Source organism: Paenibacillus sp. YN15 (assembly GCF_003285005.1).
In the GTDB taxonomy this organism is placed as follows: domain Bacteria; phylum Bacillota; class Bacilli; order Paenibacillales; family NBRC-103111; genus Paenibacillus_AR.
In genome coordinates this window covers 39,508-64,678 of sequence record NZ_QMFA01000018.1, presented here as the reverse complement: position 1 = coordinate 64,678, position 25,171 = coordinate 39,508, and the positions used below count along the sequence as shown (strand labels likewise).

The following is a 25,171-nucleotide window of genomic DNA, read 5'->3' as shown; positions in this document are numbered from 1 at the left end:
TGAGAGACCCTTATGCGACGTTGCACGGCAAAAATGAGGGGAAATAAAGCCGCGGCGGCAGATAAGCGCTTCTCAGTTCCGCTAGAACGGGAATAAGCGGAAAAAGCGGCTGTAAGAGTCGCTCAGTTCCGCTGTGCTCAGCTCCCCCGGGGTGCAGGGATAGGCAGGACGCGAGTCCAGGCGGGGGCAGGCTGCCCCTAGCGGAAAACATCTTCCGTTACCGGTCGCTAAAACGGTGCAGCTGCTCCACTAGCGGAAAACTCTTCCGGATGTTGTTGCCAACAAGAAAAGAATAGCCCCTGGCGAAACATTCCATTGGCTGTAAGCGTCTTTAATCTTAGAACAACAGGCATAAGATCGGCAGGGATGGTCCCTGTCTGAAAATGCCCGTGAAACAGGGAGGCTTCCCCCATGATTCGTCGTCCTGCCAGACAAACAGCACTCTTTATCATATGGTTTTTGGCGGCAGCTTTTGTATTCGGCTGCGAAGGGGACCGCCAGGCCGCGCCGGAGGAGACGCCGGCGGCATCGGCCTCCCCTTCCCCCAGCGCCACAGCAGCCCCGCCCGTTCCGCCCGCTTCCAGCCCCCTGCCCGGACGCAAGGTTCCGGTGGCCTCCATCGCCGCCGGGCGGATATTTGATGCGGCCGGCTACGGGAGCAAGCCGGGCCTATCCTTTGCCATTGACCAGGAGGGCGGCGCCTGGCGTTGGGGCTGGGGCTTCAACCCGCCGGAGGGAGAGACCGGACCGGAACGGGTCGCCGCGGACCGTCCGGTGGCGCAGATGACGCGGAATTATCTGCTGGGAACCGACGGCCATGTTCTGAAGCTTGGAGCCAGGCACCAGGAGGCTCCCCAGCAGGTAGAGGGGCTGACGGAGGTTGTCTCCATCCGGCAGCTGGATGAGATGTTCGGCACACTGTTTGCCCTGCGCAAGGACGGGACGGTATGGTACCTGCCCAGAGAATCGGGTAAGCCGCTGCGCTTCGGAAATTTTTCCGGGGTGTCGGCCATATACGGCACATCGTTTTCACTTTTTATCCAGGAGCAGAACGGCAAGCTGTGGTACGCGGCAGGGTTAAGCGGAGACATCCTGAAGCCGGAGAACCATTCCGTCCTAGTGCCGCAGGGAGTGGCAACGGTTGCTGCCGGTTATGAGGATGAGGCTTTGATCCAACTGGAAAATGGCGAGGTTATGCGCTATCTTCCCCATGAGCAGAAGCTTGCGGCGGAGCCGCGGCTGTCCGGCGCGGTGAGGATGGCAGTGGCCGGGGAAGGCACCAGCCTGTTTACCCGCGGGGATGGGACGGTATGGGGATTCGGGAAGAATACGGACGGACTTCTGGGGGCAGGCGCGGAGACGGTGCTGGAGCCTGTGAAAATAGAAGGGCTGGCCGGCATCGTTGGTCTTGAAGCGGGCAACCACCATGCCTTGGCCCTGGACGATCAGGGCCGGGTGTATACCTGGGGCAGGAATATGGACGGCCAGCTGGGACGGCTCCCGGTTATTCTGGACCGCTGGGAGGATATGGGCGAGCTGTCCGGGGTGCGGAAGACGGTGGCGGCTCCGGGACGCCCTTACTTTATTATGGAGGACGGAACCCTCCGCACCATGCAGCCGGACCGGACTATCGGGACTGTGCAGAATGTAGCGGGCCTTAAGGATCTCCACTTTGTTCTGGATTATCCGGTTACCCTGGATACGGCGGGGATGGTCCGGCTGTGGGAAAAGGATTTTGCCTCCTCCATGCCTCTGACCCTCTCTGATCCGGTGAAGGAAATGGCTGCCGGCGGGGAACGGCTGCTTCTTCTGGACGGCCGGGGGAATCTGGAGCTTGTATTTTTGGAGCGGGCGGCAGGGGCCGATGGGCAGGAGATTGCCGCAGCAGGCTATGCAGTTACGGGCCTGGTGCCTGCGGGGGCGGAAAAGGTGGCCGCCGAAGGAGGCTGGACCGGCCGGATTCGTTCTCTCCACGGGAATCCGTATGTGTTTATGGCGCTGACGGAGGACGGCAAGGTATTTTACGCCGACCGTTCCAAGGAAGGAGGATATGTGTTCCGTGCGGTGATGGGGCTTCATCCGGTGAAGGAGCTGTCCTTGGACGACTATGTCCTCCATACCGCCGAGCCTCTGCAGGTATGGGCGCTGGAGGAAACCGGCGATCTCCGGGAAATCCGCCTCGATATGAAAATGGAGTGGAAGAAGTCCACCGGCGCGCTGGAAATCCTGTCGGTAAGCCCCCAGGTGCAGCCTGCCCATGCCCGGAAGGTTGCCCGCATCAGCGGGAGCCTCCAGGTGCATGCCGACGGGACAGCCGCCGAGGAGCGGTACAAGATCCGGCTCCAGGCAGCGCTTCCCGCGCCGATTAAGCTCATGTCCTCATTTTATGATTACAATATTGAGGGTCCGGGTCTTCACTACCATGTGCTGGTCAATGACCGGAACCAAGTCAGCCTCCTGGGCTACAATCCCTTCGGGCAAGGCGACTCCGTGCCGGGAATCGTCCCGTTTCCCTGAGCCGCCGCCTCAACTGGTAATGAAGTCCCCGCCGTTGACATGGATTGTCTCTCCGGTCATGTACCGGGAGTCATCCGAAGCCAGGTACACATAGGCGGGGGCAAGCTCGAAGGGCTGGCCCGCGCGTTTCATGGGCGTTTCCGTGCCGAACCGGGCTACCCGGGCGGCGGAGAAGCTGGAGGGGATCAGCGGCGTCCAGGTGGGGCCGGGGGCCACCGCATTAACCCGGATGCCCTGCTCCACCAGATTCATGGCCAAGGAACGGGTGAACGAAACAACGGCTCCTTTGGTTGCGGAATAGTCCAGGAGGGTCTTTTCCCCGCGGTAGGCCGTAATCGAGGCGGTATTGATAATGGAGCTGCCCGGCTTCAGATGGGGGAGGGCCGCCTGGGTCATGAAGAAATAGGAGAAGACATTGGTGCGGAAGGTATGCTCCAGCTGCTCCTCGGTGATATCCGTCAGTTTTTCCTGGGGGTACTGTACCCCCATGTTGTTCACCAGAATATCCAGTCTGCCAAAGGTGCTGATGGCGCAATCCACCACTTCCTGGCAGGCTTTTTTGTGGAGCAGGTCGATGCGCATAAAAAGACAGCGGCCTCCCAGCTCTTCAATCCGCCTCCTGGTTTCCTCCGCATCCCGCTCCTCGTACAGGTAGGGGATAACCAGGCTGGCGCCTTCCTTGGCAAAGGCAATGGCCGTGGCCCGGCCGATACCGCTGTCGCCGCCGGACAGAATGGCCGTGCGTCCCGCCAGCTTCCCGCTGCCCCGGTAAGCCGGGTTTTCAAAGATGGGCCGCGGATTCATGACGTACTCCAGGCCGGGCTGAACCGGCTGGTGCTGGGGCGGGAAGGACACGGGCTCCTCTTTCCATTCTGTTGTTTTGCCGTAATAAGGGTAAACCGGATAACAATCCATACGAAAAAAACCTCCGTCTCATACAGGATGAATGCCTATGTTTCCACCATATTCCATATTGGGGAAAGGGTGAATGAGGCGGATGGAAAAGCGGCCGGCGGGAGGGGCTCCCGAACAAGGGTTGGTCTGGATAAAAACGGGATAAAATGTATAACAATTCACCTATTCTATATTTTCTGCATAATAAAGGAATTGCTAAAACAATGTCGAATTACTACCCAAGTCAATGGGCGCAAAGACCTATATGCATTATAAGGACAAGGTCGGATTTACGGGAGACAAGAACATGAAGCAGGATGATTTTCTCGGCTTGAATAACCGACGGTGGAATCGGAAGTCTCTCAACTCGTTCTGGTGGATGCTGCTCCTGGTCCTGCTGGTGGAGGAGATTCTGCTCCTGATCAGCAGGGGAGGCGGCTGGGAGGCCCAATTGAAGTACCTGATTATTCCCGGCGGCATCAACTTCGCCATTCTCTGCGTGGGCGAGTTTCTTTACCTGCGGCTGAAAAGCGCATATCATTGGGTGATAGTCGGCATGACCACGCTGATCTGCTCTGTGCTGATTGTTGCCCATCATCGTTTGGACTATATCCAGGCTCTGTGGATTCTGCCGATTGTGGTTTCCATTATGTATTTCCAGCGCCGTTTTGTGGTGTATACAGCGCTTATGAATGTGTTCGCTTTCCTGATTGTCACTGCCTTGTTTCCCGTGCTGCGGGACCGGACATCTATGGTGGAATGGCTGGCCATCCCTGTTATTCTGGCCGTCTCCGCCTTTATCGCCATGAATTCCATGGAGCGGGGCATGGAGCTTCTGCAGGAGCTGCGGATGGAATCGGTGGACAAGCAGAATTTGATGATTCAGAACGTGATCAAGGATAAAATGGTGCGGACCGACCCCTTGACCGGCCTATACAACCGGGCGGCGTTGAACGAGCATCTGGAGATGCTGCTGCGGTATGCGGATTCGGAAGGGTTTTCGCTTCATGTGGCGATGCTGGATGTGGATTTCTTCAAGTCGGTGAATGATACCTTTGGGCATCAGGCCGGGGATCAGGTGCTGAAGCGGATGGCTTCGGTGATCAGGGAGGGAGTGGGCAGCAGCGATTTTGCCGCCCGCTACGGCGGCGAGGAGTTTACCATTGTCTTCACGGACCGGACACTGGGGGAGGTCCGCCAGGTTCTGGAGCGGATACGGATCAATATGGAGCTGTTGGAGCATCCCGAGCTGGGGGGGCGGCGGGTGACGATAAGCATCGGCCTCCATCCCTACGGCAAAGGTATGGAGGCGAACCGTCTTCTGGAGCATGCCGATGCTTACCTGTACCAAGCCAAACGCAAGGGCCGCAACCGGATTTGCGACCATCTGACAACCGATGAGGTCTGAGCTCGCCCAACCGGGGCAAAAGCGGATGCTTCGGCAAACGCTACGCTACTCCTCTATCCCTTCCATAAAATCCTCCAGACTGCGGTTGGCCTTGCTCTGATTGCACAGCGAGCAGGCGCAGACGCAGTTCATGGGCGTTGTGTGGCCGCCCCGGGAGCGGGGCAGCAGATGATCGATGGTATCGCCGTATTCCCCGCAAAAATAGCAGGTGTATTGGTCCCGCATCAGGATGTAGCGCTTGAATTTCTTGTTGGAATAAAGGCGGCGGATGGTATGGGCGTTGACCACCACGGCGGCGAACTCCCTGACCAGGACGGAGGCCGTCTCCAAATCCGTCTCCTGCACCCAGCGGCGGCCCTTGTCCGTATGCCCGCGCATACGGATAATGCCCTCCCTGGTGGGGCGCAGCACGGAAGCATCGGGTCCGGGAGGTTTGGGCGGCGGCTCCGGCAAGGGGCGCCTGCTGAGCCTGCGCATGGGCAGCTGCAGGGGATACTCTTCCTCTGGCGCGCCGGGAGCTGCGGCAGACATGCTGCCGTCAGCGCCCGCAAGGGTCCGGCGCACGGCGTCTGCCGCCGAGGCCGGGTTGCCCGCGGCAGGGGCTGCGCTCTGCTCCGGGAGATGGTTCTCCTGAGCGGTGGGACGGCGCAGCTTTTTGGTTTTTTTGCGGCAAGCCCGGCACATGCCGCGGCGGGCGTTTTTGCTTGAACGTTTGCCTGTCCGCTTCATAAAGTGGGACAGGGGCTTATGCATGTTGCAGCGTGGGCAGAGTCGCTGCGCATCCGCCTCTTCCGCGGATTCCGCAGCCAATTCATCGTCTCTCGGAGACTGGGGCTCCTGAAGCATGGGAGTACCTTCCTTTTATATGAGGGTATGGATATCGGATTCATTGCAGCCGCTTGGGAAAGCTTTTCCAAGGGCTTGTTTCTATTGTAGCGGATTTTCGCGGCGCGTGCATGTTGCGAATTTCATGGGCCGCGGAGGCATTTCCAACCTTGTGTTCCCATATGCTTATGGCATATACCTTGCGCAGCTTAGGCTTGCAATGCGGGCTTCCTGACGGAAAGCCCTTAGCTTCGGCTTGCGATGCAGGCTATCCTTTGGATAGCATCCTTAGGAGGGATCGCCTTGAGCATGAATGCAGTGGGAGATTTTGATGGGGATGGGATTTGGGAAGCGGCGGCGCTGTCCCGGGCCCAGGACGGATTATGGCTGACGGTTTACAAATACAGCGGCTGGGGCTGGATGGAAACCGGCCGCTGGCGGTGGCCGGAGGTGGCGGTGCAGGCCTTTTATGCGGTGCCCGCCGCGGTCAACGGCAGAAGCGGCCACAATCTGGTGGTGGGCTGGGCGGCGGAGGCGCAGGCCTCCCTGTCAGTGATGGACTGGACGGCGGAAGGGCCGGCCGAGCGTGTGCGCTATGCGCTGTCTGCGGCCGGGGAGAGCGGTTATGCCCGCCGGGCTCCGGCTTTGTTCCCCGCAAGCGTCAACACCACCTCCGGCCAAATGTGGGGTTATGTGGACGCCGGCGGCAAGATGCGGCTTGCTCCCGTCTATGATTATGCGGAGAATTTCCAGAATAACGGGCTTGCCGTTGTTTCCAAAGGCGGCAAAAACGGGATTATCAACACCGGCGGGCAATTTGTAGTGGAGCCCCGGTTTGACAGCATCGGAGAGTTCTCCGAGGGAAGAGCGGTTGTGTCCGATGACAAGGGGGCATACGTCATCGACGAGCAGGGCAGGCGGGTGACGCCGCCAGACAAGGTGTACACCTATATCCAGCCCTACAGCGACGGGCGGGCCCTGTTCTATCTGAGCAGCCCGGAGGGGAATGCGGCCTACGGTTATCTGGACCGGGACGGCGCGGAGGTTATTCCCGCCACTTTTATGGAGGGCACGGATTTCCGCAACGGCAAAGCCGTAGTCAAGGTAAAAGACGGGCTGTACCGCCTGATCGGCCTGCAGGGGGAAACTCTGACGGAGCTGCCCTATGCGTTTGTAGGACCCCTTTCCGAAGGGGTAATGGCGTATCAAGCCACCGACGGCGGCAAATACGGGTATGTGAATGAGCAGGGGGCGGTGGTCATTGCTCCCGCTTTTACCGGGGCGCAGCCCTTTCAGCAGGGGCGGGCGGTGGTCAATACGGCGGAGGACTACGGCGCCAATTACGGGGTGATCGACACCAGCGGCAAGTTCACCATTCCGGCGGCAGGCTACGCGGACATCCGGCTGTTGGGCCAGGACCGCGCAGCGCTGGGCAAGCCCATTGACCCGGCCAGGCCGTATTTGGGCACGAGCTATGCCATTTCCGATTTGAACGGCAAGCTGTATTCCGCTTTTCAGTATCTGGATGTCCAGAATTTCAATAGGGGAGCCGCTTCCGCCCAGGATGCCCGCAGCACCTTCTTCATCGGACCAGACGGCAAACGGATCACCCGGCTTCCCCTTGTTCCGGGCAGCGGCACCCTGTCCTTTGAAGGCAATCTGATCCGGGCCCAGGTGGATAACCGGCTGTCCTATTTGACTCCGGCAGGCCGGGTGGTGTGGGCACAGAACACGGTGATCCCGCTGACGCCTCCGTACAGTGTGAAGGAGCTCAAGTATAAGCCCAACAAAGACTATTTGGTGTATTATCCCCAGGTGGAGGGCATCACCCCTCCCTCTGTCCGGGAGCAAGTAAACCGGCGGCTGGCGGAACTTTCCAAGGTCAAACCCGTCCCTGCGTCGCAGCAGCTGGAGTCCTCCTATACCGGCGACTTCCAGGTGGTCTTCTACCGCGGCAGGCTGCTGCAGCTGCTGCTGGAGGGGTATGACTATCCCTTCGGCGCGGCCCACGGCATGCCGTCCCGGGTGTACCCGCCGATTGATCTGGGCACAGGCCGGTTCTATGAGCTGAAGGACCTGTTCAAGCCGGACAGCGATTATCTCAAGGTGCTCAGTGCCATTGTCAAAAAACAGATCGCCAGCGGCGCCTATCCCTATGTCTGGCCGGATAATTACAAGGGCATCTCGGCAGACCAGCTGTTCTATGTGACGGAGAATGATCTCCATCTGCTGTTTGCCCCCTATGAGATTGCTCCTTATGCCGCGGGGTTCCCGGAGTTTACAGTACCTTTCACCGAGCTGGACCCGATTCTGGACAAAAATGGCGCCTTCTGGCGCTCCTTCCACCCGCAAGTTTGAGTCTGTCACCCATGACTGATCTATCGCTCGCAGTCTGAGTCTGTCGCCTATAACTGACCCATCGCCACAAGTCTGAGCCAGCCAGTCCTGCCAGACATCCGCATGGGTAGTTCCGGCCCCGGCGCGGCATCCTAATCCCATCACATTCCGGGGAGGACTGATGCTGCCCATGGGCACCAAGGCCAATGAAAGCAAACGGGCTGTGCTGTGCGGAAAAGGCTATGTGTTTTTGGACGGGCGCTGGAGGCATAAAGGGGGCGGCCCCGGCTTCTCCGACTTCCCGGTCCAGGCGCTGGGGGATGCGGAGTTTGCTGAATCGCTGGACCGGTATGTCTCCGCCGTGTCCCGGAAGGTGAACGATGCCCATTTGGGGAAAAAGCTGTTTGTGTTCAAGCCGTAGCCTTAAGCGTAATGTAACGCAGGGGCGGGGGTGGAATTTTCAGAGTAATAGCGGAAAAAGAGCTTCCTTAATCGCAGCATCCCGTCCCGCAAGCATGATCCGGCCGCTCCCGCGGCCGGTTTTTCGTGCGGCGCCATTGCCAGCCCCCAGGCCAAGGAGTAAAATAGGAACAAGTGTTTGAATATCCGAAAGAAGCGGAAGGGGACAACGGACATGAAACTGGCGTTGCTGATTGTGGATATGCAGCTTGCGTATCTGGGAGATTGCGTGAAGGAGAGCGGGGCGGAGGCCGCCTGCGAGTATATCAATTACGTGTCGGAGAAGCTGCGGGCCAAGGGGCATTGCGTTGTGCATGTGCGGCATCTTGATCCGGGCCAGTCCAAGGAGGATTTGGGCTGCGAAATCATTCCCCAGGTAACCGTCGGGCCGGAGGACCACACGGTTTGGAAAACCTTCAACAACGCCTTCTGGCAGACGGATCTGGAGGAGCTGCTGCGCCGGGAGAAGGCGGATTTGGTGATCGTATCCGGCTTTTCCGCGGAATATTGCGTAACCTTTACCTATGGGGGCGGTACGGAGCGCGGCTTCAAAACCGTCATGCTGCAAAAAGGCATCGTCAGCAAAAACCCCTCTGTGGTTGCCGAAGTGACCCGGGACCGGAATATGATCTCCTATCCGGTTATTGACGCCATTCTGGAAGCGCAGCAGTGAGCATTATCTCCATCTCTGTCCGCGGGCTGGCCGAATATGTCCACCGCGCCGGAAGCATCGAGGCCGGCTTCCGGACAAGCGCCCCGCTGGCTGAAGGAACGCGGGTCCACAAGGCCATTCAGGCGGAGTACGGGCCCGAGGACCGGACGGAGGTGCTCTTGGCGGGGGAATTCCCCTTTGAGGAGCTGCTGTTCCGGCTGGAGGGGCGATGCGACGGCTTAAGGCAGGACGAAGAAGGGGTCTTCATCGAGGAGATCAAGTCCACCGCAGGGTCCCTGGATTCTCCCGCCATCGCCGCGGGGCTGCCCGTTCATTGGGCCCAAGCCTGCTGCTATGCCTGTCTGTATGCCCGACAGGAGGGGGTGGACGCCATCCGGGTGCGCCTCTTGTATGTTCACACCGGTTCGGGCCAACGCCAAGCCATTACCCGGCCGTTCTCCTCCGCGGAGCTGGAGGAGACAGTGGCCGGCATGATTGCCGCCTATGCCCCCTTTGCCCGGATGAATGCGGCGCATCTGGCCCTGCGCGGGTCCAGCAGCAAGGCGCTGCCCTTCCCGTATGCCGATTACCGTCCCGGCCAGCGCAAGCTGGCGGGGGCGGTTTACCAGGCCATTGCCGAAGGGCGCAAGCTGTTTGTCCGGGCGCCTACCGGAACCGGCAAAACCATGTCCACGCTGTTTCCCGCCGTTAAGGCGGTTGGCGGGGGGCTGCTGGAGCGGGTGATTTATGTTACCGCCCGGACTACCGGTCGCGCCGCCGCCGAAGAGGCCTTTGGCCTGATGGACAGGCAGGGGTTGGTGTTCCGCCGGGTAACGCTGACCGCCAAGGAGAAAATCTGCTTCCAGGAGGAGGTCCGCTGCACCCCGGAGGCCTGTCCGTATGCGGATGGGCACTATGACAGAGTGAACGGGGCCATCCTGGATCTCCTCGGTCATGAAACGGCCATAACCCGCCATGTTGTGGAGCGCTACGCCCGAAAGCACCGGGTCTGTCCCTTCGAGCTGTCTCTGGATGCCGCCTATGCATCCGATGCCATGATCGGCGACTATAACTATGTGTTTGATCCGGTGGTGGCGCTGAAGCGGCTGGGGGACGGCGACCGCAAGAAAACCGTTGTACTGGCGGACGAAGCCCATAATCTGCCCGACCGGGCCAGGGAGATGTATTCCGCCGTTCTGGACAAATCCGCTTTTCTCCAGCTGAAGCGGAGCTTCAAAAGCGCGGCCGGCCTGTACCGGTCTGCCCGGGCCATTAACGCCTGGTTCATCGCCATGCGCAAAAAACTCCAGGAGGGCGGCAGCCCCCGCCTGGCGGCTCCCCCGGAGGAGCTGCAGCCCCTGCTGGAGGAGTTCCGCCAGGAGGCGGAAGGCCTGCTGGCATCCGGCTCCGCGCCCCAAAGCGGCCCCGGGGACAGTCTGCTGGCCGACACCTACTATGCGGTGCTGGGTTATCTCCGCGTGGCCGAAGGGTTCGGCGAGGAATACGCCGTTTATCTGGAGGAGGAGCGGCATGAGCTGCGCCTGCGGCTGTATTGCCTCAACCCCTCCGCGCAGCTGGAGCAGGCGGGCAAGGGGCTCCGGAGCCATGTGTTCTTCTCCGCCACCCTGGCGCCTATCCGGTTCTATCAGGAGCTGCTGGGAGGAGGCGGGGAGGATTATGGTTTGGCCGTTCCCTCCCCCTTCCGCAAGGAACAATTGCGGGTGCTTCACGCCCCTGTCTCCATCCGTTACCGGGACCGGGAGCAGAATATCGGGCCTGTTGCCGGGCTGATTGCAGCGTTGCTTCAGCAGCAGCCGGGCAATGGAATTGTGTTCTTCTCCTCCTACGACTATATGCGCAAGGTACATGCCCATTTTATGGAGGAGTTTCCTGCTCACGGCCGTCAGATATTGCTTCAGGAAGCCGGAATGGGCGAGGAGGAGCGGGAGGCCTTTCTCGCTTGCTTTCGTCCGGATGGGGAAACGCCCGTACTGGCATTTGCGGTGCTGGGAGGGATTTTTTCAGAGGGGATCGATCTGCCCGGAGACCGATTGAAGGCGGTGGCCGTAATCGGGGCGGGCCTGCCTCAGGTGGGGCTGGAGCGCAATCTGATCAAGGAGTATTACGACCGCCGCGGACGCGACGGGTTCCAGTATGCCTATGTGTACCCCGGCATGGGCAAGGTGCTGCAAGCCGGGGGCAGACTGATCCGTTCCGAGGCGGATACGGGAACCCTGCTGCTGGCGGATGACCGCTACAGGCAGCCGCCTTATTGGGACCTGCTGCCGGATGAGTGGAAGCCTCCGGAAACCATAGAGCCCAAAAATAATTGGAAGGATCAGGAAGGCTGAACTCCGCCCTTTTGTGCCATATTATCCTTGTCTGGATAAATTGGGACCAAGGGGTGAACAGCATGAGGCGGTTATTGGCGCTTGCCGCGGCGGCGGCCATACTGGCAGCCGCGCCTTCGGCAGCGTATGCCATGGACGGAACAGCGGTTGCGGCGCAGCAGGACAATGGAGGCAAGTCCTACAGCTTCGGCTTCTACAGAAGCAAAAACGGGCAGCTTCCCTCCATCGCCCAAGAGGGCTTTATGGATGTGCTGAAGCGGCACAACGCTGTCTTTTTGGGCAATACGGAGGAAAAGGAGCTTTATCTGACCTTTGACAACGGATACGAAAACGGGTTTACCCCGGGGATTCTGGATGTGTTGAAGGAAAAGCAGGTGCCTGCGGCTTTTTTTGTCACCGGCCATTATATTAAGGATCAGCCGGAGCTGATCAAACGAATGGCGGCGGAGGGCCATGCGGTGGGCAACCATTCCTGGAGCCATCCCGATATGAGCTCGTTGGGTTCAGCCCGCATTTCTGAGGAGCTGGAGAAGGTGCGTTCCGGCGTGGAAGCCCTGACCGGGGAAAAAACCATGAAGTATCTCCGTCCGCCCCGCGGGATTTTCAGCGAACGGGTGCTAAGCGAATGCGCCGCCCAGGGGTATACCAGCGTGTTCTGGTCCATCGCCTACAAGGATTGGGAGCCGGATAAGCAGAAGGGGGCGGATTACGCCTACGCCCGGGTGATGGAGCAGCTTCATCCCGGCGCTGTGCTCCTTCTTCATTCCGTTTCCCGGGACAATGCCCAGGCATTGGGCCGGATCATCGATGAGGCCCGGACCCGCGGCTATACCTTCAAGCATTTGGACCAGTTGACGGTCCGCACCTATCGGTAAGGGCGGTATCTAAGCATATCGGAAGAAAAGGAAAGTCCCTGCTCCGTGTTATGCGGATTCAGGGACTTTTAGGCTGCTTGGCATAGCGGTTGATGCCTTTGAAGAAGAGGACACAGAAGCTGCGCGTTGCAAAAAAAGTCATTAGAAGCGTCAGCCAGGTGATCCACCAGTGCCAGTGAAGGTAACACACCAGCTCCGTGTACCGTTCCAGAAAAATTTCGGGCAGAGTCAAGGCAGTGCAAAAAGCGGCGTAATAAAGCATTTTGGACAACCGCTTGGCCTTTGTCGGATAAAACACATTGAATAAGGCGCAAACCACCGGGTAGGCCATATATTCGTAGGTGAAGCTGGTGCGGTTGACGTCGGCCAGCTCGCGCACCGGATATTCCAGCAAGCCCAATTCCACGGTAACCAGACCCAGGAGCGAGGTAATGAATTGTTTGAATAAATAGGCGATCAGGGCCAGCCTTCTTTTGTTGCGGGGAATGAGGAAAAGAAGCAGGAATGACAATACCCAGACACCCAACAGAATCCAGCGGTCCAGTCTCATGCCGACTGCTCCTCCGCATGCAGAAATGCGGGATCGCGGAATATCCAATTGGTCACGGCGCGGGAGATGAGAAAAAGAATGAGCAGAGTAACCCAATCCTGCAGGATATGGTAGTCGGCGGCGACGATAAGCCGGGTATACCGCATCAGCAGCATGCGGAAAATGACAGTGGCCGTAGGCAAGCATAAGATGTACAGGATCTTCTTGGCCAGCCCGCCGTTGGGCTCGAACAGGATGCAGAAACCGCATAAAGTCGGGTAAAAAAGATATTGCATGGTAAACCCCATATCTGTGGCTTTGGGAAATTCCCGCACCGGGTAGGCATATACCCCCAGTTGACAGTGGATCAAACCATTAATCCAGGTCAGGTTTTGGGCCATCAGATGGGCGGCGGCAAACCGGCGCCAATTGTTGCGCCTAAGCAGAAGCAGCATGGCTGCGATGACGATTATCCATACAGTGATGAGAATCAGACGTTCTTTTGTCATGGAATGGGATCTCTCTTTTGGAAAAGATGGCGGTACGCTTTTAGTATAACCATGCCGTTTATCTCCATACCCGGCGGAAACGCCGGAGGACAGCATAATTTTGCGGAGGAGCAGGAATTTCGCAACAGCAGCAAGAAGTAAATCAGTTGACGCGGCTATGTAAAAGTTGGTATGATCTAAATATTATAATGCCTACATGATTACTTGGTATAAAATTTGCAGGATTCGTTTATGCCTTGCCGCTGTTTGAGCCTTGCCACTCCAAAAACCGGGAGGAATTAACCATGTCGCAAGACCGCCAATTGCAGCCTGAAACTCTGGCTATCCATGCCGGACAATCCATCGACCCCACCACTTTGTCCCGCGCCGTTCCCCTGTACCAGACCACCTCTTACGGCTTCCGGGATACGGAGCATGCGGCGAACTTGTTCGCCCTGAAGGAATTCGGCAATATCTATACCCGGTTAATGAATCCCACCACGGATGTGTTCGAGCAGCGGGTGGCCGCCCTGGAGGGGGGCGTGGGGGCCTTGGCTACGGCCTCCGGTTCGGCCGCCATTACATACTCCATTCTGAATATCGCGGAATCCGGAGATGAAATCGTATCCTCGGCCACCCTGTACGGCGGCACCTACAATTTGTTTGCCCATACGCTGCGGAAGCTGGGGATCAAGGTTACCTTCGTGGATGCTTCCGACCCGGAGAACTTCCGTGCGGCCATTACCGATAAAACCAAGGCTTTGTTCGCCGAAACCATCGGCAACCCCAAGGGCGATGTGCTGGATATTGAGGCTGTGGCGGCTGTTGCCCACGAGAATGGCATCCCGTTGATCGTGGATAACACCTTCCCCAGCCCTTATCTCTTGCAGCCGATTAAATTCGGAGCGGATATCGTTGTCCATTCCGCCACCAAGTTTATCGGCGGCCACGGCACCTCCATCGGCGGGGTAATTGTCGATGGGGGCAAATTCGACTGGAGCGCCGGCGGCAAGTTCCCGGGCCTGACCGAACCCGATCCCAGCTACCACGGAGTGGTCTTTACGCAAGCCGTTGGGCCCATCGCCTATATTATCAAGGCCCGGGTGCAGCTGCTCCGCGATACAGGCGCCGCCATTTCGCCCTTCAACTCCTTCATGCTTCTGCAAGGGCTGGAAACCCTGCATCTGCGGATGGAGCGCCACAGCGAGAATGCGATGAAGGTGGCCCGTTATCTGGAAGGCCACCAGGCGGTGAAGAATGTCAGCTACGCCGGTCTGCCGAGCCATCCCTCTTATGAGCTGGCCCGCAAATATCTGCCCAAGGGCCAGGGAGCGATTCTGACCTTCGAGATCAGCGGCGGCGTGGAAGCCGGCAAGAAGCTGATCAATGCCGTCCGGCTTTTCTCCCACCTGGCCAACGTAGGGGATTCCAAGTCGCTGATTATCCATCCGGCCAGCACCACTCACCAGCAGCTGACGGAGGAGGAGCAGATTTCCGCCGGGGTGGAGCCGGGACTGATCCGTTTGTCCATCGGAACCGAGGCCATCGAGGACATCCTGTTCGATCTGGAACAGGCCATAACGGCCAGCCAGCAATAAGCGGGCATTGCTGCCCTGCACATAACGCCAAAAAAACTGCTTCCCGGCATCGGACCGGGGAGCAGTTTTAAATTAAGAGCGTGTGATTTTCGGTACAGTCTGGAGCAAAGGAACAAGATTGGCGGAGAAGTCTTCGGAGCCCCCGGCCGGCGGCGTGCCGGGCCTGACCTCCGCTGCCGCCCGGCGGCTGGCTTTGGGGCGCGAGCCGATTTCGCCGATCTGCAGGCAGTTCCACTCCATCTCATTCTGGGGTTCATCCGTCCGCACGAGGGACCACTGGTAATCCCGGTCAAACAGATACAGCGTCGGCGGGCATTGCTCCAGATTGGCGGCAAGCTCCTTGTAGCCGGTGATGCATACCCCGGCGGCGCGGGCAAAGGGTGAAGCCGCTTCCATATAGCGGTGATCCCAATAGACCAGGACTTCGTCCAGCTTGTGGGAGTAGCTTTTGAAGGTCTGCTCGGAAATGATATAGGGACGGCGCCTGCGTTCGGTAGCATAATAATCCCAAAGGGCGTAGCCGCTGTTGCGGTAGCCCTTGTTGCGCCTGAGCTTCTCCAGCATCATGAAGGTATGGATGGACATTCTTTCCTGGTCAAGGAACGTCTGGATATAACGGGACAATGCCTGCTCCGACATCCTGGGGCTTAAGGGTTGGAGAACAATATCTGGCATGGGGCATCCACCTCCGTTATGCGGCGCCTGCTGCAGCGCGGGCTCTATGGCAGTCTGCATGGCGCATGGAGCCGCGAGAGCTGTTTTAACAGTCATTATACCCCATGGAAAAGCATATTGACACCACATTCTATCACATACTGGAGGAATTGGCCGACATGGAAGACCGTCTTGTCCGTCTCGCGGTGCCGCAGGATTACAGCTTTGAGCATGCATTGGGTTACTTGCAGCGCAATGAATCGGAATGTCTCCACCAGGTGGAGGACCGCACTGTATACAAAGCCCTCCGCATCGGAAATGAAACGGCGCTCCTGGCCATTGAAGAAGGCAACGGTTCTCTCACGCTCCGCTTTCTGAACGGAAGCCCTTCCGCCGCGCTGCAGGAGGAGGCGGTGTCCTTTGTCAGGGAATGGCTGGATCTGGATTCCCGGCTGGAGGATTTCTATGCGTTAAGCGCCCGGGACCCGGTGCTGCAGCCTGTGGCGGAGCAATACCGGGGCTTAAGGCTGGTGGGAGTGCCCAGCCTTTTGGAGGCGTTATGCTGGACGGTCATCGGCCAGCAGATCAATCTTTCTTTTGCATATACCTTGAAGAAACGGCTGGTGGAAACATTCGGGGACAGCCTGGTCCACCAGGGCCGCCAATATATGCTGTTTCCCGGTGCCGACCGGTTGGCTGCTGTCTCGCGGGAGGAACTGCAGGCGCTGAAGTTCAGCCGTTTCAAGGCGGAGACGCTCCTTGCCGTAGCCCGGCTGATCGCAGAAAAAGAGCTGTCCAAGGAACAGCTCCTGCAAATGGGAGACTTCCGGCTGGCGGAGGAACGGCTGATGGAGGTGCGGGGAATCGGCCCGTGGACCGCCCAGTATGCCTCCATGCGCTGTCTGCGCAATCCGGATGCCTTTCCTTTAACCGATGTGGGATTGCACCATGCCATCCGCATGAGGCTGGGCCAAACGGCAAAACCCTCCCTCCCCCAAGTGGAGGCAATGGGCCGCGCCTGGCAGCCCTGGCGCGCCTACGCAACCTTTTATTTGTGGAGAACGCTGTACTAAAAAGTGACAGACTATCCGTACCGGCGGATCAGGTGGTGGCAATCCGGTGCATAATCAGCTCTTCCACCGGCTCATTGTTCACCAGGTGCTCCATCACGATGCGCTCGGCATCATCTGCAGTCAGGTTGTAATACCAAATGCCGTCCGGGTATACCAGGGCGAAGGGGCCGTTTCCGCACAAGCCCAGGCAGTTAGTCTTGCTCAGCTTAATGTCTTTGTGGATGCCCGCCTCTACCAGCTTCTCCTTCACCGCTTCCATAACTTCGCTGAATTCCTGGCCCTCGCAATGCTCGCTGCTGCAAAAGAAAATATGCTTTTTCATTGTCTTCAACCGCATATTCATGGTTACCCTCTCCTCTTCTGTGGGATATTACTTTCCATCTCTATGGCCTGATTATAGAAGGAATTGTAGAGGAGGGGAACTTTTTTGGGCAAATTTTGCGTAAAATGTAACATGTTCCTCAGAACACGTAACATATAATGTAATGTTTATGTCACGCATTTATTTGCGGATTCGGACCTCTGTTCCAACCGATACCTTCGCCGCCAAATCCAGCACATCGGCGTTATGCATGCGGATACATCCGTGGGAGCTCCGTTTTCCGATGGAGTCGGGGCGGTTGGTCCCGTGAATGCCGTAATGGGGTTTGGACAATCCCATCCAGAAGGCGCCGAAGGGGCCTCCGGGATTGGGCTGTTTGTTGATAATGGTAAACGTCCCCTCCGGCGAAGCGGTGGCAACGGTCCCGATGCCGATGGGATAGGACTTTACCACCCGATCCCCCTCCAGCAAATGCAGCATAAACTGCGACAAATCGACAATAATCCAATAACGGGGCGGCATAAGCATCCTCCTGTTCTTCTTTGCGCTGTGATCCCTGCTGCTGTCAGCATATGCCGATTGCCCGGAATTGGTTTTGGATCAAGCCTAATGTAAAAATAATTCAAATTTTATTCAAATTAATCGGACCGGAAAACAACGCAGAGGGTTATGAAGAAAAATGTCGAAAGAAGTAGAAAAGTTGCCGATTCAAACCACTTAGATTCACACGTGGAAGGGGAGCGAGCAAAGGATGCTTCGTAAAATGAAGTTGGGATCTAAGATTTTTTTGTTGTTTCTGCTGCTGCTGCTTATGACGGCGTTTACCCTGTCCCAAATGTTTCTGATGATCCTCAAGGACGGCATCCGCGATGAGGTAGCCCAGAATGCGGTTGGCGCCAATGCTCTGGCGCTGAAATATTTGGATGCCCGGTTTCCGGGGGAATGGTCGGTGAAGGCGGACGGCTTGTACAAGGGCGCCCTAAACATGAATGGCAATAACGAAATTTTGGATGAAATTAAAGCGGCAACCGGCAATATGGCCACCCTTTTTCAGGGCAATACCCGGGTGGCGACCACCGTTTTGAAGGAAGACGGCAGCCGGGCTGTGGGAACCGCTGTTGATCCTGCGGTAGAGGAAGCGGTATTGAAGCAAGGCTCAGCTTATCAGGGAGCGGCCGCCATTCTGGGGAAGGAATACCAAACCTCGTATCTGCCGCTAAAAAACGGAGGTGGGGAAACCATCGGCATTTTGTTTGCCGGTACCTCCGAAGCCACAGTGCTCCAGCATGCCAATGAGGCCATGAAGCTGGTGTGGATTATCCTGGCCGGCGTGCTGCTGATTTCGCTTGTGGCGATTTTCTTCTTCGTCTGGAGCTTGTCCCGGCGTATCGGCCGGGTGAAGGCTTCCCTGGAGGCTGCCGGGCAGGGGGATTTCACTGTAGAGGTAGCAGATCGGTCCCAGGATGAGATTGGCCTGCTGGTGAACAGCTTTAACCGGATGCGCGATGGATTGATCCGGCTCATTCAGGGCGCGGCATCCACTGCCACGCAGGTGGCCGGCACGGCCGAAATTCTCACCGTGAGCGCCGATGAAACCAGCAAGGCTACGGAGCATATCGCCATGTCCATCCAGGATATTTCCGCCGGGGCCGATTCCCAGTTAAGCGCCACCAGCGAAAGCGGCAGGCTCATGCAGGAGATTGCCGCCGGGATGGGCACCATCGGCGAGGATTCCCGGGAAGCGCTGGAGAAAACGACAGCGGCGGGCCAATTGGCGGGAGAAGGGGCCCAGGCGGTCCAACGCACGGTAATCCAGATGACGCAAATTCACGGGGCGGTGGACCAGTCCGACGCGGCGATCCGCAGTCTGGCCCGCCGTTCGGAGCAAATTGAGGAGATGGTGAGGGTGATTGCAGGCATTGCGGTTCAAACCAATCTTCTGGCTTTGAATGCGGGTATTGAAGCGGCCCGTGCCGGGGAAGCGGGCAGAGGCTTTGCTGTGGTGGCCGGCGAGGTGAAGAAGCTGGCGGAGGGCTCCCGCACATCCGCGGAGAAGGTGGCGGAGCTTATCGGCGATATCCGGACGGATATTGAACGGACAGTGGGGTCCATGGTTCAGGTGAAGGATCAGGTCAAGGGTGGCATGGCGGCGGTGGAGGAAACCGACCGGAGGTTCGGAGAGATCGTCCAGGCCATGAAGGAAGTGGAAATGAAGGTTCAGGAAACCGCAAGGATCACCGCTGCCATTGTGGAGCAGGTTCAGGAGGCCGAACAGACCTTCGGCGGACTGGAGGAGGTTGCGCGCAGCACGTCCATGAACACCCAAACGGTAGCTGCGTCGTCGGAGGAGCAATTGGCTTCCATGGAAGAGGTTTCGGCCTCCTCCGCCGACTTGGCCCGGTTGGCGGACAGCCTGCAGGAGCTGCTGCAGCAGTTTAAGGTCAAGGGATAAAACGGCGGAGCGCTGGCGCCCCGCAGATACGGCAGGCCGTCCGGTTGGGCGGCCTGTTTGATGTGCAGCGGGAACTTGGCTGCGCCGCCTCGTCCCAAATCCCGCACAGTGTGCTATAATAAGCCTTTAGCGTGACAAAGCATGGCCTAAAAAAAGCTAGAGCATGCCCGTATTTTGGACAGGAGGACTTGGATTATGAACACCAAGGGATTTATTTATGCTTTGTTGGCATATTTGGCGTGGGGGTTTCTCCCGCTTTATTGGAAGGCGCTGGACGAGGTGCCCGCATGGGGGATTTTGGGACACCGGATGGTGTGGTCGCTTGTATTTTTGCTGGGGATTCTGCTTGTATCCCGCCGCTTCCATGAATACCGCCAGGTGATCCGCAACAAGGGGACGGCCCGTTATCTGGGGCTGGCGTCTCTTCTCATCAGCACCAACTGGCTGGTATTCATCTGGGCGGTGAACAACGGGCACATGGTGGAGACAAGCCTGGGCTACTATATGAATCCGCTGCTGAATGTGCTGTTGGGCGTGCTGTTCCTGAAGGAAAAGCTCCGCGTCGGACAATGGGCGGCGATTGCCCTGGCTTTTACCGGCGTGGCTGTAGTGACCATTGAGCATGGCCGTCTGCCGTGGGTATCCCTGGTGCTGGCGGGCAGCTTTGCCTTGTATGGCCTGATCAAGAAAAAAGCCAACGTGGACGCCACCCTTGGACTGGCCTGGGAGACCACCTTTGTCGCGCCCATAGCGGCCGCCTATCTGCTGTATGCCCAGTTTACCGGACAGGCCGGCACGGCCGGAATGGACGCCTGGCGCTGGATTCTGCTTCTATTGGCGGGGGCGGTTACCGTTATGCCCTTATTCTGGTTTGCCAAGGCGGCTGCCACCCTGTCCCTGTCCACCATCGGCTTCATTCAATACGTAGGCCCCACCATTACGCTGATTCTCGGCGTGGCGGTGTACCACGAAACCTTTGACATGACGCGCTGGATCAGCTTCGGATTGATTTGGGCGGCGCTTATCGTCTATACCTGGTCGTCGCTGCGGGCTGCGGCTCAGGCAAGCCGTGTCCGGGCGGAAGCCTGCGAGGCGGCCTGATCCAAGCGGAACTGCCCAGTCCATGGAAGCCTTACACCGTCAGCGTCCACATGCCGGCCCATTCGGGAACAACCGGCACACCCTTGGCCAGCACTTGCCGGGCCAGCTCCTCTCCGAAGAAGAAGCCGGTAAGCTCCGCCGCCTCCTCGACGCTGCTGAAGGTATAGTCCAGCGGAAGCAGGGAAAAGGTGAAGCCGTACCTCTCCTCCAACTGGCGGTAATAGCCGGTGAGAAAATCCGGCGGCTGCGGACCATCGGTGCCGGTGCCCATGGTTTCAAAGATGACAATGGTTCCTCCCGGGCGGAGAATCCGCCGGAATTCGGCCATGGTCTCTTCCAGGGAGACCTGCCAATCCGCACGATTGCTGCTGGCCAGGTAGCAGACGCACCACCCTGCCGTCACCAGATCGGCGGAGCTGTCGGCTACGGGCAAGCTGCGGTGGTCTGCAACTCCCCAGCGGAAACGGTCTGCGGGCAGCAGGGGGGCTACCTTTTCCCGTGTCAGGTGGAGCATGGCCTCCGAACGGTCAAACACGGACAGGATGCGGGCAAAAGGAGCCAGAACCGCGGCCAGGCGGCCGGTGCCGGCTCCGGTATCTACCATATCCAGTCCTTCCAGAGGACGGACGGCAAGAAGTGCCGGGAGAAGGCTGGGCTGGCAGGAAATCATACGGTCGTACAAATGGGCTTGCCGATTGTAAACATGCTCATGATCAGGCATATGAATGATCCTTCCTGTATGGAGTGCGCCGGCCGGCGGTGATTTCACTATACAGGTTCACGCTGCGTGAAGGTCAACAGGGTTTTGCCGCATATAACACAGAAACTTGCTTTTGCCCCGGAAGCGGGTGAAGATGGGTCTGCCAGCCGTCGAGTACGGCAGCGGCGAAGGACCAGGCCTCCGCCGGAAGAAGGGCGCAGATGGCGAAGCGCCCTCCGGGCTTGAGAACCCGCAGCAGCTCCGCCAGCGCCTGACTTCGCTCCTCGGGAGCAAGCAGATGAAAAACATAGCCGCTTGCGGCAAAATCAAAGCTGCCCGCATCATACGGAATGGCCAGGGCGTTGCCAAGCTTGGTTTCCATCATGGGAAATTTGCGCCGGCATACCTGCAGCATCCTCCGGGATTGGTCGACGCCCCTTATGACGGCCCCTTGTTTGCCGAGAGCCTCCGCCAGGTTGCCTGTGCCCGTTCCGATGTCCAGGCCGGACTCGGCGGGCTTCGGGTCAAGCAGCTCAGCCATCAGCCGGATGGCGTCCGGGTAACCGGGATATTGAGCGCTGCCCTCCGCCAATTGCGCATCGAAGTCTTCGGCTTGAAGGTCGAAGCGGTAGTGGTCGGTCCAACTGCTGCGCAGCTCCCGCTGTTTGCGCACGTCCCCCGCCTGGTGCTGGAGGGCCGGGGACAGATTCATGCCCTCCCGGGAAAAGCTGCGGATCAGCTCCTCGTTCATGCGGATCTGGTTGTCCAGATCCAGCCGCCGGGCATACAAGAGAGAACGTTGGAGCTCAAGCAGGTACAGACTTTCCTCCTGCCGGCCCATTCCGTGGGTTTCCAGCACATTGCGCAGATCGGGAATGGATAGGCCGGCTTCACGGAGCACAAGAATGGTTTCCAGGCGGAGCAGATCATGTCCGGAAAAAAGACGGTAGCCGTTAACGGGGTCTTTGGAGAAGGTAAGCAGCCCTTTTTCCTCGTAAAACCGGATGGTTCTGGTAGTGATGCCCAAACGGCGGGCGGCCTCTGTAATGTGGAAGGTATCCATATGAACGCTCCTTGGTTTCGTTATATCCAGTATAATGGCAGGGAAACGCGGGAACCAGACTGCAGTTGCGAGAATAAATGCCTGTCGGTGTCATTTGCGTTTGACAAGAAGCTGCGACTTTGAAAAAGGGGGAACAGGGATGAGCAGTGGTGAAAACGGGAGGCTGCCCGTGGAGGAAGCGCTGCCCTCGCTGAAGGCGGCGCTTGGCCGAGGAGGCGGGGCAGTGCTGGTGGCCCCTCCCGGCGCAGGCAAAACCACCCGGGTGCCGCTGGCCCTTCTGGGGGAGCCGTGGGCGGAGGGCAAACGGATTCTTATGCTGGAGCCCAGGCGGCTTGCAGCCCGTTCGGCGGCCCGCTATATGGCGTCGGCGCTGGGGGAGCAGGTTGGGCAAACGGTAGGCTACCGGGTCCGGATGGACAGCAGGGTGGGGCCGAAAACCCGGATTGAGGTGATTACCGAAGGGATTTTGACCCGGATGCTTCAGGAGGACCCGGAGCTGGCGGGGGTGGCGGCGGTGCTGTTCGACGAGTTTCATGAGCGCAGCCTCCATGCGGACCTGGGACTGGCCCTGTGCCTGCAAGCACAGGAGCTTCTGAATAGCGACCTGAAGCTGGTGGTGATGTCCGCCACGCTGGAGGCCGAGCCGGTAGCGGCGCTGATGGGGGAGGTGCCGGTTGTGGTCAGCACGGGACGGGCCTATCCGGTGGAAACCCGCTACGCCGCCAAACGCCCGGAGGGGCGTCTGGAGGACCGGACGGCCGCCGCTGTGGCGGCTGCCCTGCGGGAATGCCAGGGGGATATTCTGGTGTTCCTGCCGGGAGCGGGTGAAATCCGCCGGACGGAGGAGCGGCTTCTCTCCCTGCTGGGCGGGCCAGGCAGCGCGGTGCAGGTGCTTCCGCTTCACGGCAGCCTGCCCCAGGAGGCCCAGGACCGGGCGCTGGCCCCTGGGGAGCCGGGGACGCGCAAGGTGGTGCTGGCCACCTCCATTGCCGAAACCAGCCTGACCGTGGACGGGGTACGAGTTGTGGTGGACGCCGGGCTTTCCCGGGTGCCGCGCTTTTCGCCGCGGACGGGCATGACCCGGCTGGACACGGTGCCGGTGTCCGTTGCCTCCGCCGACCAGCGGAGGGGCCGCGCCGGGCGGCAGGGTCCCGGTGTCTGCTACCGGCTGTGGCCGGAGCAGGACCAGGGCCAGCTGCCCGCCCGCACCGCCCCGGAGATTCTGGAGGCGGATTTGGCGCCGCTGTGCCTGGAGCTGGCGGCCTGGGGCGCTGCGCCCGAGGAGCTGCGCTGGCTGGATGCGCCGCCTGCGGCGGCTTTGGCCCAAGCGCGGGGGCTGCTGCGGCGCTTGGGAGCGCTGGGGGCGGACGGAGCCGTCACGCCCCACGGCAGGGCCATGGCCGGGCTGGGGCTCCATCCCCGGCTGGCCCATATGGCGCTGAAGGCCCGGGAGCTGGGCCTTCACGCCTTGGGCTGCGAGCTCGCCGCTTTGCTCGGCGAGCGGGACGTGCTCCGCGCGGCGGAGGGGGCCGCGGCCAACGCGGACCTGCGCCTGCGGGTGGAGGCGCTGCGGCACGCCGGAGGCGAGGCCCGCAGCCTGGGGTTGCGGGCCGACCCGGCAGCCCTGGCGCGGGTGCGCCAGGAGGCGTCCTGGTGGAGGCGGGAGTTGGACTCCCTCCCGGCTCCGGCCGGATCTGGCACCACCTTCCCGCTGGCTAGGCCCGCACCTGCTCCCGCTGGGCATGGCACCACCTTCCCGCTGGCTGAGCCCGCACCTGCTCCTGCCGGATCTGGCGCTGCCTCCCCGCAGCCATTGCTCCTTCCTTCCGGCCCCGATGGAGAGCTGGCCTTTTGCGGGCTGCTGCTTGCTTTCGCGTATCCGGACCGGATCGGCCAGCAGCGCTCCCGGGGACGGTATCTTCTGTCCAATGGCCGGGGAGCGGTTATGGCAGCCGATCAGCCTCTGGCGGGTGTCCCGTATCTGGTGGCGGCGGAGCTGGACGATCAGGGGGCGGACAGCAGAATTTATTTGGCCGCGCCGGTGGAGCTGGATCATTTGGAGACGTATCTGAAGGAAGGCTTGGAGGAAGAGGAGGCCGTGGAGTGGGAGGAGGCGGCGCAAGCGGTGCGGGCCAAAAGCCGGGTACGGCTGGGAGCGCTGATTCTGCGGGAGAAGCGGCTGCAGAATCCCCCGCCGTCGCTGGTGGCCAAGGCGCTGCTTGCCGCTATCGCCAAGGAGGGGCTGGAGGCGCTGCCCTGGACCAAAACATCCCGGCAGCTTCTGCAGCGTCTGCGCTTCATGCACCTGGCGGACCCGTCCTGGCCGGATGTATCGGAGGAGACGCTGCTCGCCACGCTGCCGGAATGGCTGGGGCCATACGCGGAGGGGCTGCGCAGCAAACAGGAACTGGCCCGGCTGAACCTGGGCGAGGCCTTAACCGGCCTGTTGGACTGGAGCCGCCGCCAGGAGCTGGACCGCTGCGCACCCACGCATCTTCAGGTGCCCAGCGGCTCGCGGATTCCGGTGGATTACAGCGATCCCGGCCAGCCCTATATGGCAGTCCGGCTGCAGGAGCTGTTCGGTTTGACCGAAACGCCGCGGATCGGCGGCGGCCGGGTGTCGGTAGTGATCCATCTGCTGTCTCCGGCCCAACGGCCGGTGCAGGTCACCCGGGATCTGGCGGGCTTCTGGCGGGAAACCTATTTTGAGGTGAAAAAGGATCTGAAGGGGCGGTATCCCAAGCATTATTGGCCGGACAATCCCCTGGAGGCGGTTCCCACCAACCGGGTCAGGCCCAAGCCGCAAAGTTAATGGGGATAAACGGGAAGCGGAGCCTCGGCAAGCCCAACTGAGAGACTGCGACGAAGTAAGG

General features: G+C 59.5%; 21 protein-coding genes. 12 read left to right on the top strand and 9 right to left on the bottom strand.

The features are described from left to right. Positions 1 to 411: 411 nt before the first annotated feature. Entirely contained in the window at positions 412 to 2,517 is a 2,106-nt protein-coding gene (locus tag DQG13_RS15750) for an RCC1 domain-containing protein (RefSeq protein WP_113020739.1), read from the top strand. A gap of 9 nt (positions 2,518 to 2,526) precedes the next feature. Here DQG13_RS15750 and DQG13_RS15745 read toward each other — a convergent pair whose 3' ends face one another. Further along, entirely contained in the window at positions 2,527 to 3,432 is a 906-nt protein-coding gene (locus tag DQG13_RS15745) for an SDR family oxidoreductase (protein WP_113020738.1), read from the bottom strand. A gap of 286 nt (positions 3,433 to 3,718) precedes the next feature. Between DQG13_RS15745 and DQG13_RS15740 the strand changes: the two genes are divergently transcribed. Then, positions 3,719 to 4,819 carry a GGDEF domain-containing protein gene (locus DQG13_RS15740; protein WP_181592780.1) on the top strand — a complete coding sequence of 367 codons (1,101 nt, stop codon included), beginning with the start codon at positions 3,719 to 3,721 and terminating at the stop codon, positions 4,817 to 4,819. Between the two features lie 45 nt (positions 4,820 to 4,864). Here DQG13_RS15740 and DQG13_RS15735 read toward each other — a convergent pair whose 3' ends face one another. Beyond that, positions 4,865 to 5,665, bottom strand: a complete 801-nt coding sequence (locus DQG13_RS15735) for an HNH endonuclease (RefSeq protein WP_113020736.1) — start codon at positions 5,663 to 5,665, stop codon at positions 4,865 to 4,867. A 288-nt stretch (positions 5,666 to 5,953) separates the two neighbouring features. Between DQG13_RS15735 and DQG13_RS15730 the strand changes: the two genes are divergently transcribed. The 5 genes from DQG13_RS15730 to pdaA all read left to right on the top strand — a co-directional run bounded on the left by DQG13_RS15730 (position 5,954) and on the right by pdaA (position 12,318). After that, complete coding sequence (locus tag DQG13_RS15730; protein ID WP_258525698.1) at positions 5,954 to 8,002, top strand: WG repeat-containing protein; 2,049 nt, start codon at positions 5,954 to 5,956, stop codon at positions 8,000 to 8,002. 160 nt (positions 8,003 to 8,162) lie between these two features. After that, positions 8,163 to 8,402, top strand: coding sequence for a hypothetical protein (locus tag DQG13_RS15725; RefSeq protein ID WP_113020734.1), 240 nt, complete (start codon positions 8,163 to 8,165; stop codon positions 8,400 to 8,402). Between the two features lie 213 nt (positions 8,403 to 8,615). After that, entirely contained in the window at positions 8,616 to 9,113 is a 498-nt protein-coding gene (locus tag DQG13_RS15720; protein ID WP_113020733.1) for an isochorismatase family protein, read from the top strand. After that, positions 9,110 to 11,443, top strand: a complete 2,334-nt coding sequence (locus DQG13_RS15715) for an ATP-dependent DNA helicase (RefSeq protein ID WP_113020732.1) — start codon at positions 9,110 to 9,112, stop codon at positions 11,441 to 11,443. Before DQG13_RS15720 ends, DQG13_RS15715 begins: the two co-directional genes overlap by 4 nt. Positions 11,444 to 11,505: 62 nt before the next feature. Continuing rightward, positions 11,506 to 12,318: a delta-lactam-biosynthetic de-N-acetylase gene (gene pdaA / locus DQG13_RS15710; RefSeq protein ID WP_113020731.1), complete on the top strand. Its 813-nt coding sequence runs from the start codon at positions 11,506 to 11,508 to the stop codon at positions 12,316 to 12,318. A gap of 58 nt (positions 12,319 to 12,376) precedes the next feature. On the opposite strand, the gene DQG13_RS15705 is transcribed toward pdaA, so the two are convergent. Next, on the bottom strand, positions 12,377 to 12,868 hold the full coding sequence (locus tag DQG13_RS15705) for a CBO0543 family protein (protein ID WP_113020730.1): 492 nt from the start codon (positions 12,866 to 12,868) through the stop codon (positions 12,377 to 12,379). Then, positions 12,865 to 13,356, bottom strand: a complete 492-nt coding sequence (locus DQG13_RS15700; protein ID WP_113020729.1) for a CBO0543 family protein — start codon at positions 13,354 to 13,356, stop codon at positions 12,865 to 12,867. The genes DQG13_RS15705 and DQG13_RS15700 overlap by 4 nt, the downstream gene beginning before the upstream one ends. Positions 13,357 to 13,640: 284 nt before the next feature. Between DQG13_RS15700 and DQG13_RS15695 the strand changes: the two genes are divergently transcribed. Next, a complete protein-coding gene (locus tag DQG13_RS15695; RefSeq protein ID WP_113020728.1) occupies positions 13,641 to 14,933 on the top strand; it encodes a homocysteine synthase in 1,293 nt (430 codons plus the stop codon). A gap of 72 nt (positions 14,934 to 15,005) precedes the next feature. Here DQG13_RS15695 and DQG13_RS15690 read toward each other — a convergent pair whose 3' ends face one another. Further along, a complete protein-coding gene (locus DQG13_RS15690; RefSeq protein ID WP_113020727.1) occupies positions 15,006 to 15,608 on the bottom strand; it encodes a hypothetical protein in 603 nt (200 codons plus the stop codon). A 158-nt stretch (positions 15,609 to 15,766) separates the two neighbouring features. Between DQG13_RS15690 and DQG13_RS15685 the strand changes: the two genes are divergently transcribed. Continuing rightward, complete coding sequence (locus DQG13_RS15685) at positions 15,767 to 16,660, top strand: DNA-3-methyladenine glycosylase family protein (protein WP_113020795.1); 894 nt, start codon at positions 15,767 to 15,769, stop codon at positions 16,658 to 16,660. 28 nt (positions 16,661 to 16,688) lie between these two features. Here the strand turns inward: DQG13_RS15685 and DQG13_RS15680 are convergent, their stop codons facing one another. Then, complete coding sequence (locus DQG13_RS15680; protein ID WP_113020726.1) at positions 16,689 to 17,003, bottom strand: (2Fe-2S) ferredoxin domain-containing protein; 315 nt, start codon at positions 17,001 to 17,003, stop codon at positions 16,689 to 16,691. Between the two features lie 159 nt (positions 17,004 to 17,162). Beyond that, positions 17,163 to 17,504, bottom strand: a complete 342-nt coding sequence (locus DQG13_RS15675; RefSeq protein WP_113020725.1) for a L,D-transpeptidase — start codon at positions 17,502 to 17,504, stop codon at positions 17,163 to 17,165. A gap of 241 nt (positions 17,505 to 17,745) precedes the next feature. Here DQG13_RS15675 and DQG13_RS15670 point away from each other — a divergent pair, with 241 nt between their 5' ends. Together DQG13_RS15670 and rarD are read left to right on the top strand one after the other, a co-directional pair. Then, positions 17,746 to 19,434 carry a methyl-accepting chemotaxis protein gene (locus DQG13_RS15670; RefSeq protein WP_181592778.1) on the top strand — a complete coding sequence of 563 codons (1,689 nt, stop codon included), beginning with the start codon at positions 17,746 to 17,748 and terminating at the stop codon, positions 19,432 to 19,434. Between the two features lie 195 nt (positions 19,435 to 19,629). After that, positions 19,630 to 20,535 (top strand): EamA family transporter RarD, encoded by a 906-nt coding sequence (gene rarD, locus DQG13_RS15665; RefSeq protein ID WP_113020723.1) that lies wholly within the window; start codon positions 19,630 to 19,632, stop codon positions 20,533 to 20,535. 31 nt (positions 20,536 to 20,566) lie between these two features. Here the strand turns inward: rarD and DQG13_RS15660 are convergent, their stop codons facing one another. Together DQG13_RS15660 and DQG13_RS15655 are read right to left on the bottom strand one after the other, a co-directional pair. Beyond that, the gene (locus DQG13_RS15660; RefSeq protein ID WP_113020722.1) at positions 20,567 to 21,256 is read right to left on the bottom strand and encodes a class I SAM-dependent methyltransferase; all 690 of its coding nucleotides are present in this window, start codon (positions 21,254 to 21,256) and stop codon (positions 20,567 to 20,569) included. Positions 21,257 to 21,329: 73 nt separating this feature from the next. Beyond that, the gene (locus tag DQG13_RS15655) at positions 21,330 to 22,298 is read right to left on the bottom strand and encodes a MerR family transcriptional regulator (protein WP_113020721.1); all 969 of its coding nucleotides are present in this window, start codon (positions 22,296 to 22,298) and stop codon (positions 21,330 to 21,332) included. 139 nt (positions 22,299 to 22,437) lie between these two features. On the opposite strand from DQG13_RS15655, the gene hrpB reads away from it, so the two are divergent. After that, complete coding sequence (gene hrpB / locus DQG13_RS15650) at positions 22,438 to 25,110, top strand: ATP-dependent helicase HrpB (RefSeq protein WP_113020720.1); 2,673 nt, start codon at positions 22,438 to 22,440, stop codon at positions 25,108 to 25,110. Positions 25,111 to 25,171 lie beyond the last annotated feature (61 nt).

Excerpts from the sequence above, each read along its gene's own strand:
- DQG13_RS15750 (WP_113020739.1), top strand. The coding sequence starts at position 412 with ATGATTCGTCGTCCTGCCAGACAAACAGCACTCTTTATCATATGGTTT.
- DQG13_RS15745 (WP_113020738.1), bottom strand. The coding sequence starts at position 3,432 with ATGGATTGTTATCCGGTTTACCCTTATTACGGCAAAACAACAGAATGG.
- DQG13_RS15740 (WP_181592780.1), top strand. The coding sequence starts at position 3,719 with ATGAAGCAGGATGATTTTCTCGGCTTGAATAACCGACGGTGGAATCGG.
- DQG13_RS15735 (WP_113020736.1), bottom strand. The coding sequence starts at position 5,665 with ATGCTTCAGGAGCCCCAGTCTCCGAGAGACGATGAATTGGCTGCGGAA.
- DQG13_RS15730 (WP_258525698.1), top strand. The coding sequence starts at position 5,954 with ATGAATGCAGTGGGAGATTTTGATGGGGATGGGATTTGGGAAGCGGCG.
- DQG13_RS15725 (WP_113020734.1), top strand. The coding sequence starts at position 8,163 with ATGCTGCCCATGGGCACCAAGGCCAATGAAAGCAAACGGGCTGTGCTG.
- DQG13_RS15720 (WP_113020733.1), top strand. The coding sequence starts at position 8,616 with ATGAAACTGGCGTTGCTGATTGTGGATATGCAGCTTGCGTATCTGGGA.
- pdaA (WP_113020731.1), top strand. The coding sequence starts at position 11,506 with ATGAGGCGGTTATTGGCGCTTGCCGCGGCGGCGGCCATACTGGCAGCC.
- DQG13_RS15705 (WP_113020730.1), bottom strand. The coding sequence starts at position 12,868 with ATGAGACTGGACCGCTGGATTCTGTTGGGTGTCTGGGTATTGTCATTC.
- DQG13_RS15700 (WP_113020729.1), bottom strand. The coding sequence starts at position 13,356 with ATGACAAAAGAACGTCTGATTCTCATCACTGTATGGATAATCGTCATC.
- DQG13_RS15695 (WP_113020728.1), top strand. The coding sequence starts at position 13,641 with ATGTCGCAAGACCGCCAATTGCAGCCTGAAACTCTGGCTATCCATGCC.
- DQG13_RS15690 (WP_113020727.1), bottom strand. The coding sequence starts at position 15,608 with ATGCCAGATATTGTTCTCCAACCCTTAAGCCCCAGGATGTCGGAGCAG.
- DQG13_RS15685 (WP_113020795.1), top strand. The coding sequence starts at position 15,767 with ATGGAAGACCGTCTTGTCCGTCTCGCGGTGCCGCAGGATTACAGCTTT.
- DQG13_RS15680 (WP_113020726.1), bottom strand. The coding sequence starts at position 17,003 with ATGAATATGCGGTTGAAGACAATGAAAAAGCATATTTTCTTTTGCAGC.
- DQG13_RS15675 (WP_113020725.1), bottom strand. The coding sequence starts at position 17,504 with ATGCCGCCCCGTTATTGGATTATTGTCGATTTGTCGCAGTTTATGCTG.
- DQG13_RS15670 (WP_181592778.1), top strand. The coding sequence starts at position 17,746 with ATGAAGTTGGGATCTAAGATTTTTTTGTTGTTTCTGCTGCTGCTGCTT.
- rarD (WP_113020723.1), top strand. The coding sequence starts at position 19,630 with ATGAACACCAAGGGATTTATTTATGCTTTGTTGGCATATTTGGCGTGG.
- DQG13_RS15660 (WP_113020722.1), bottom strand. The coding sequence starts at position 21,256 with ATGCCTGATCATGAGCATGTTTACAATCGGCAAGCCCATTTGTACGAC.
- DQG13_RS15655 (WP_113020721.1), bottom strand. The coding sequence starts at position 22,298 with ATGGATACCTTCCACATTACAGAGGCCGCCCGCCGTTTGGGCATCACT.
- hrpB (WP_113020720.1), top strand. The coding sequence starts at position 22,438 with ATGAGCAGTGGTGAAAACGGGAGGCTGCCCGTGGAGGAAGCGCTGCCC.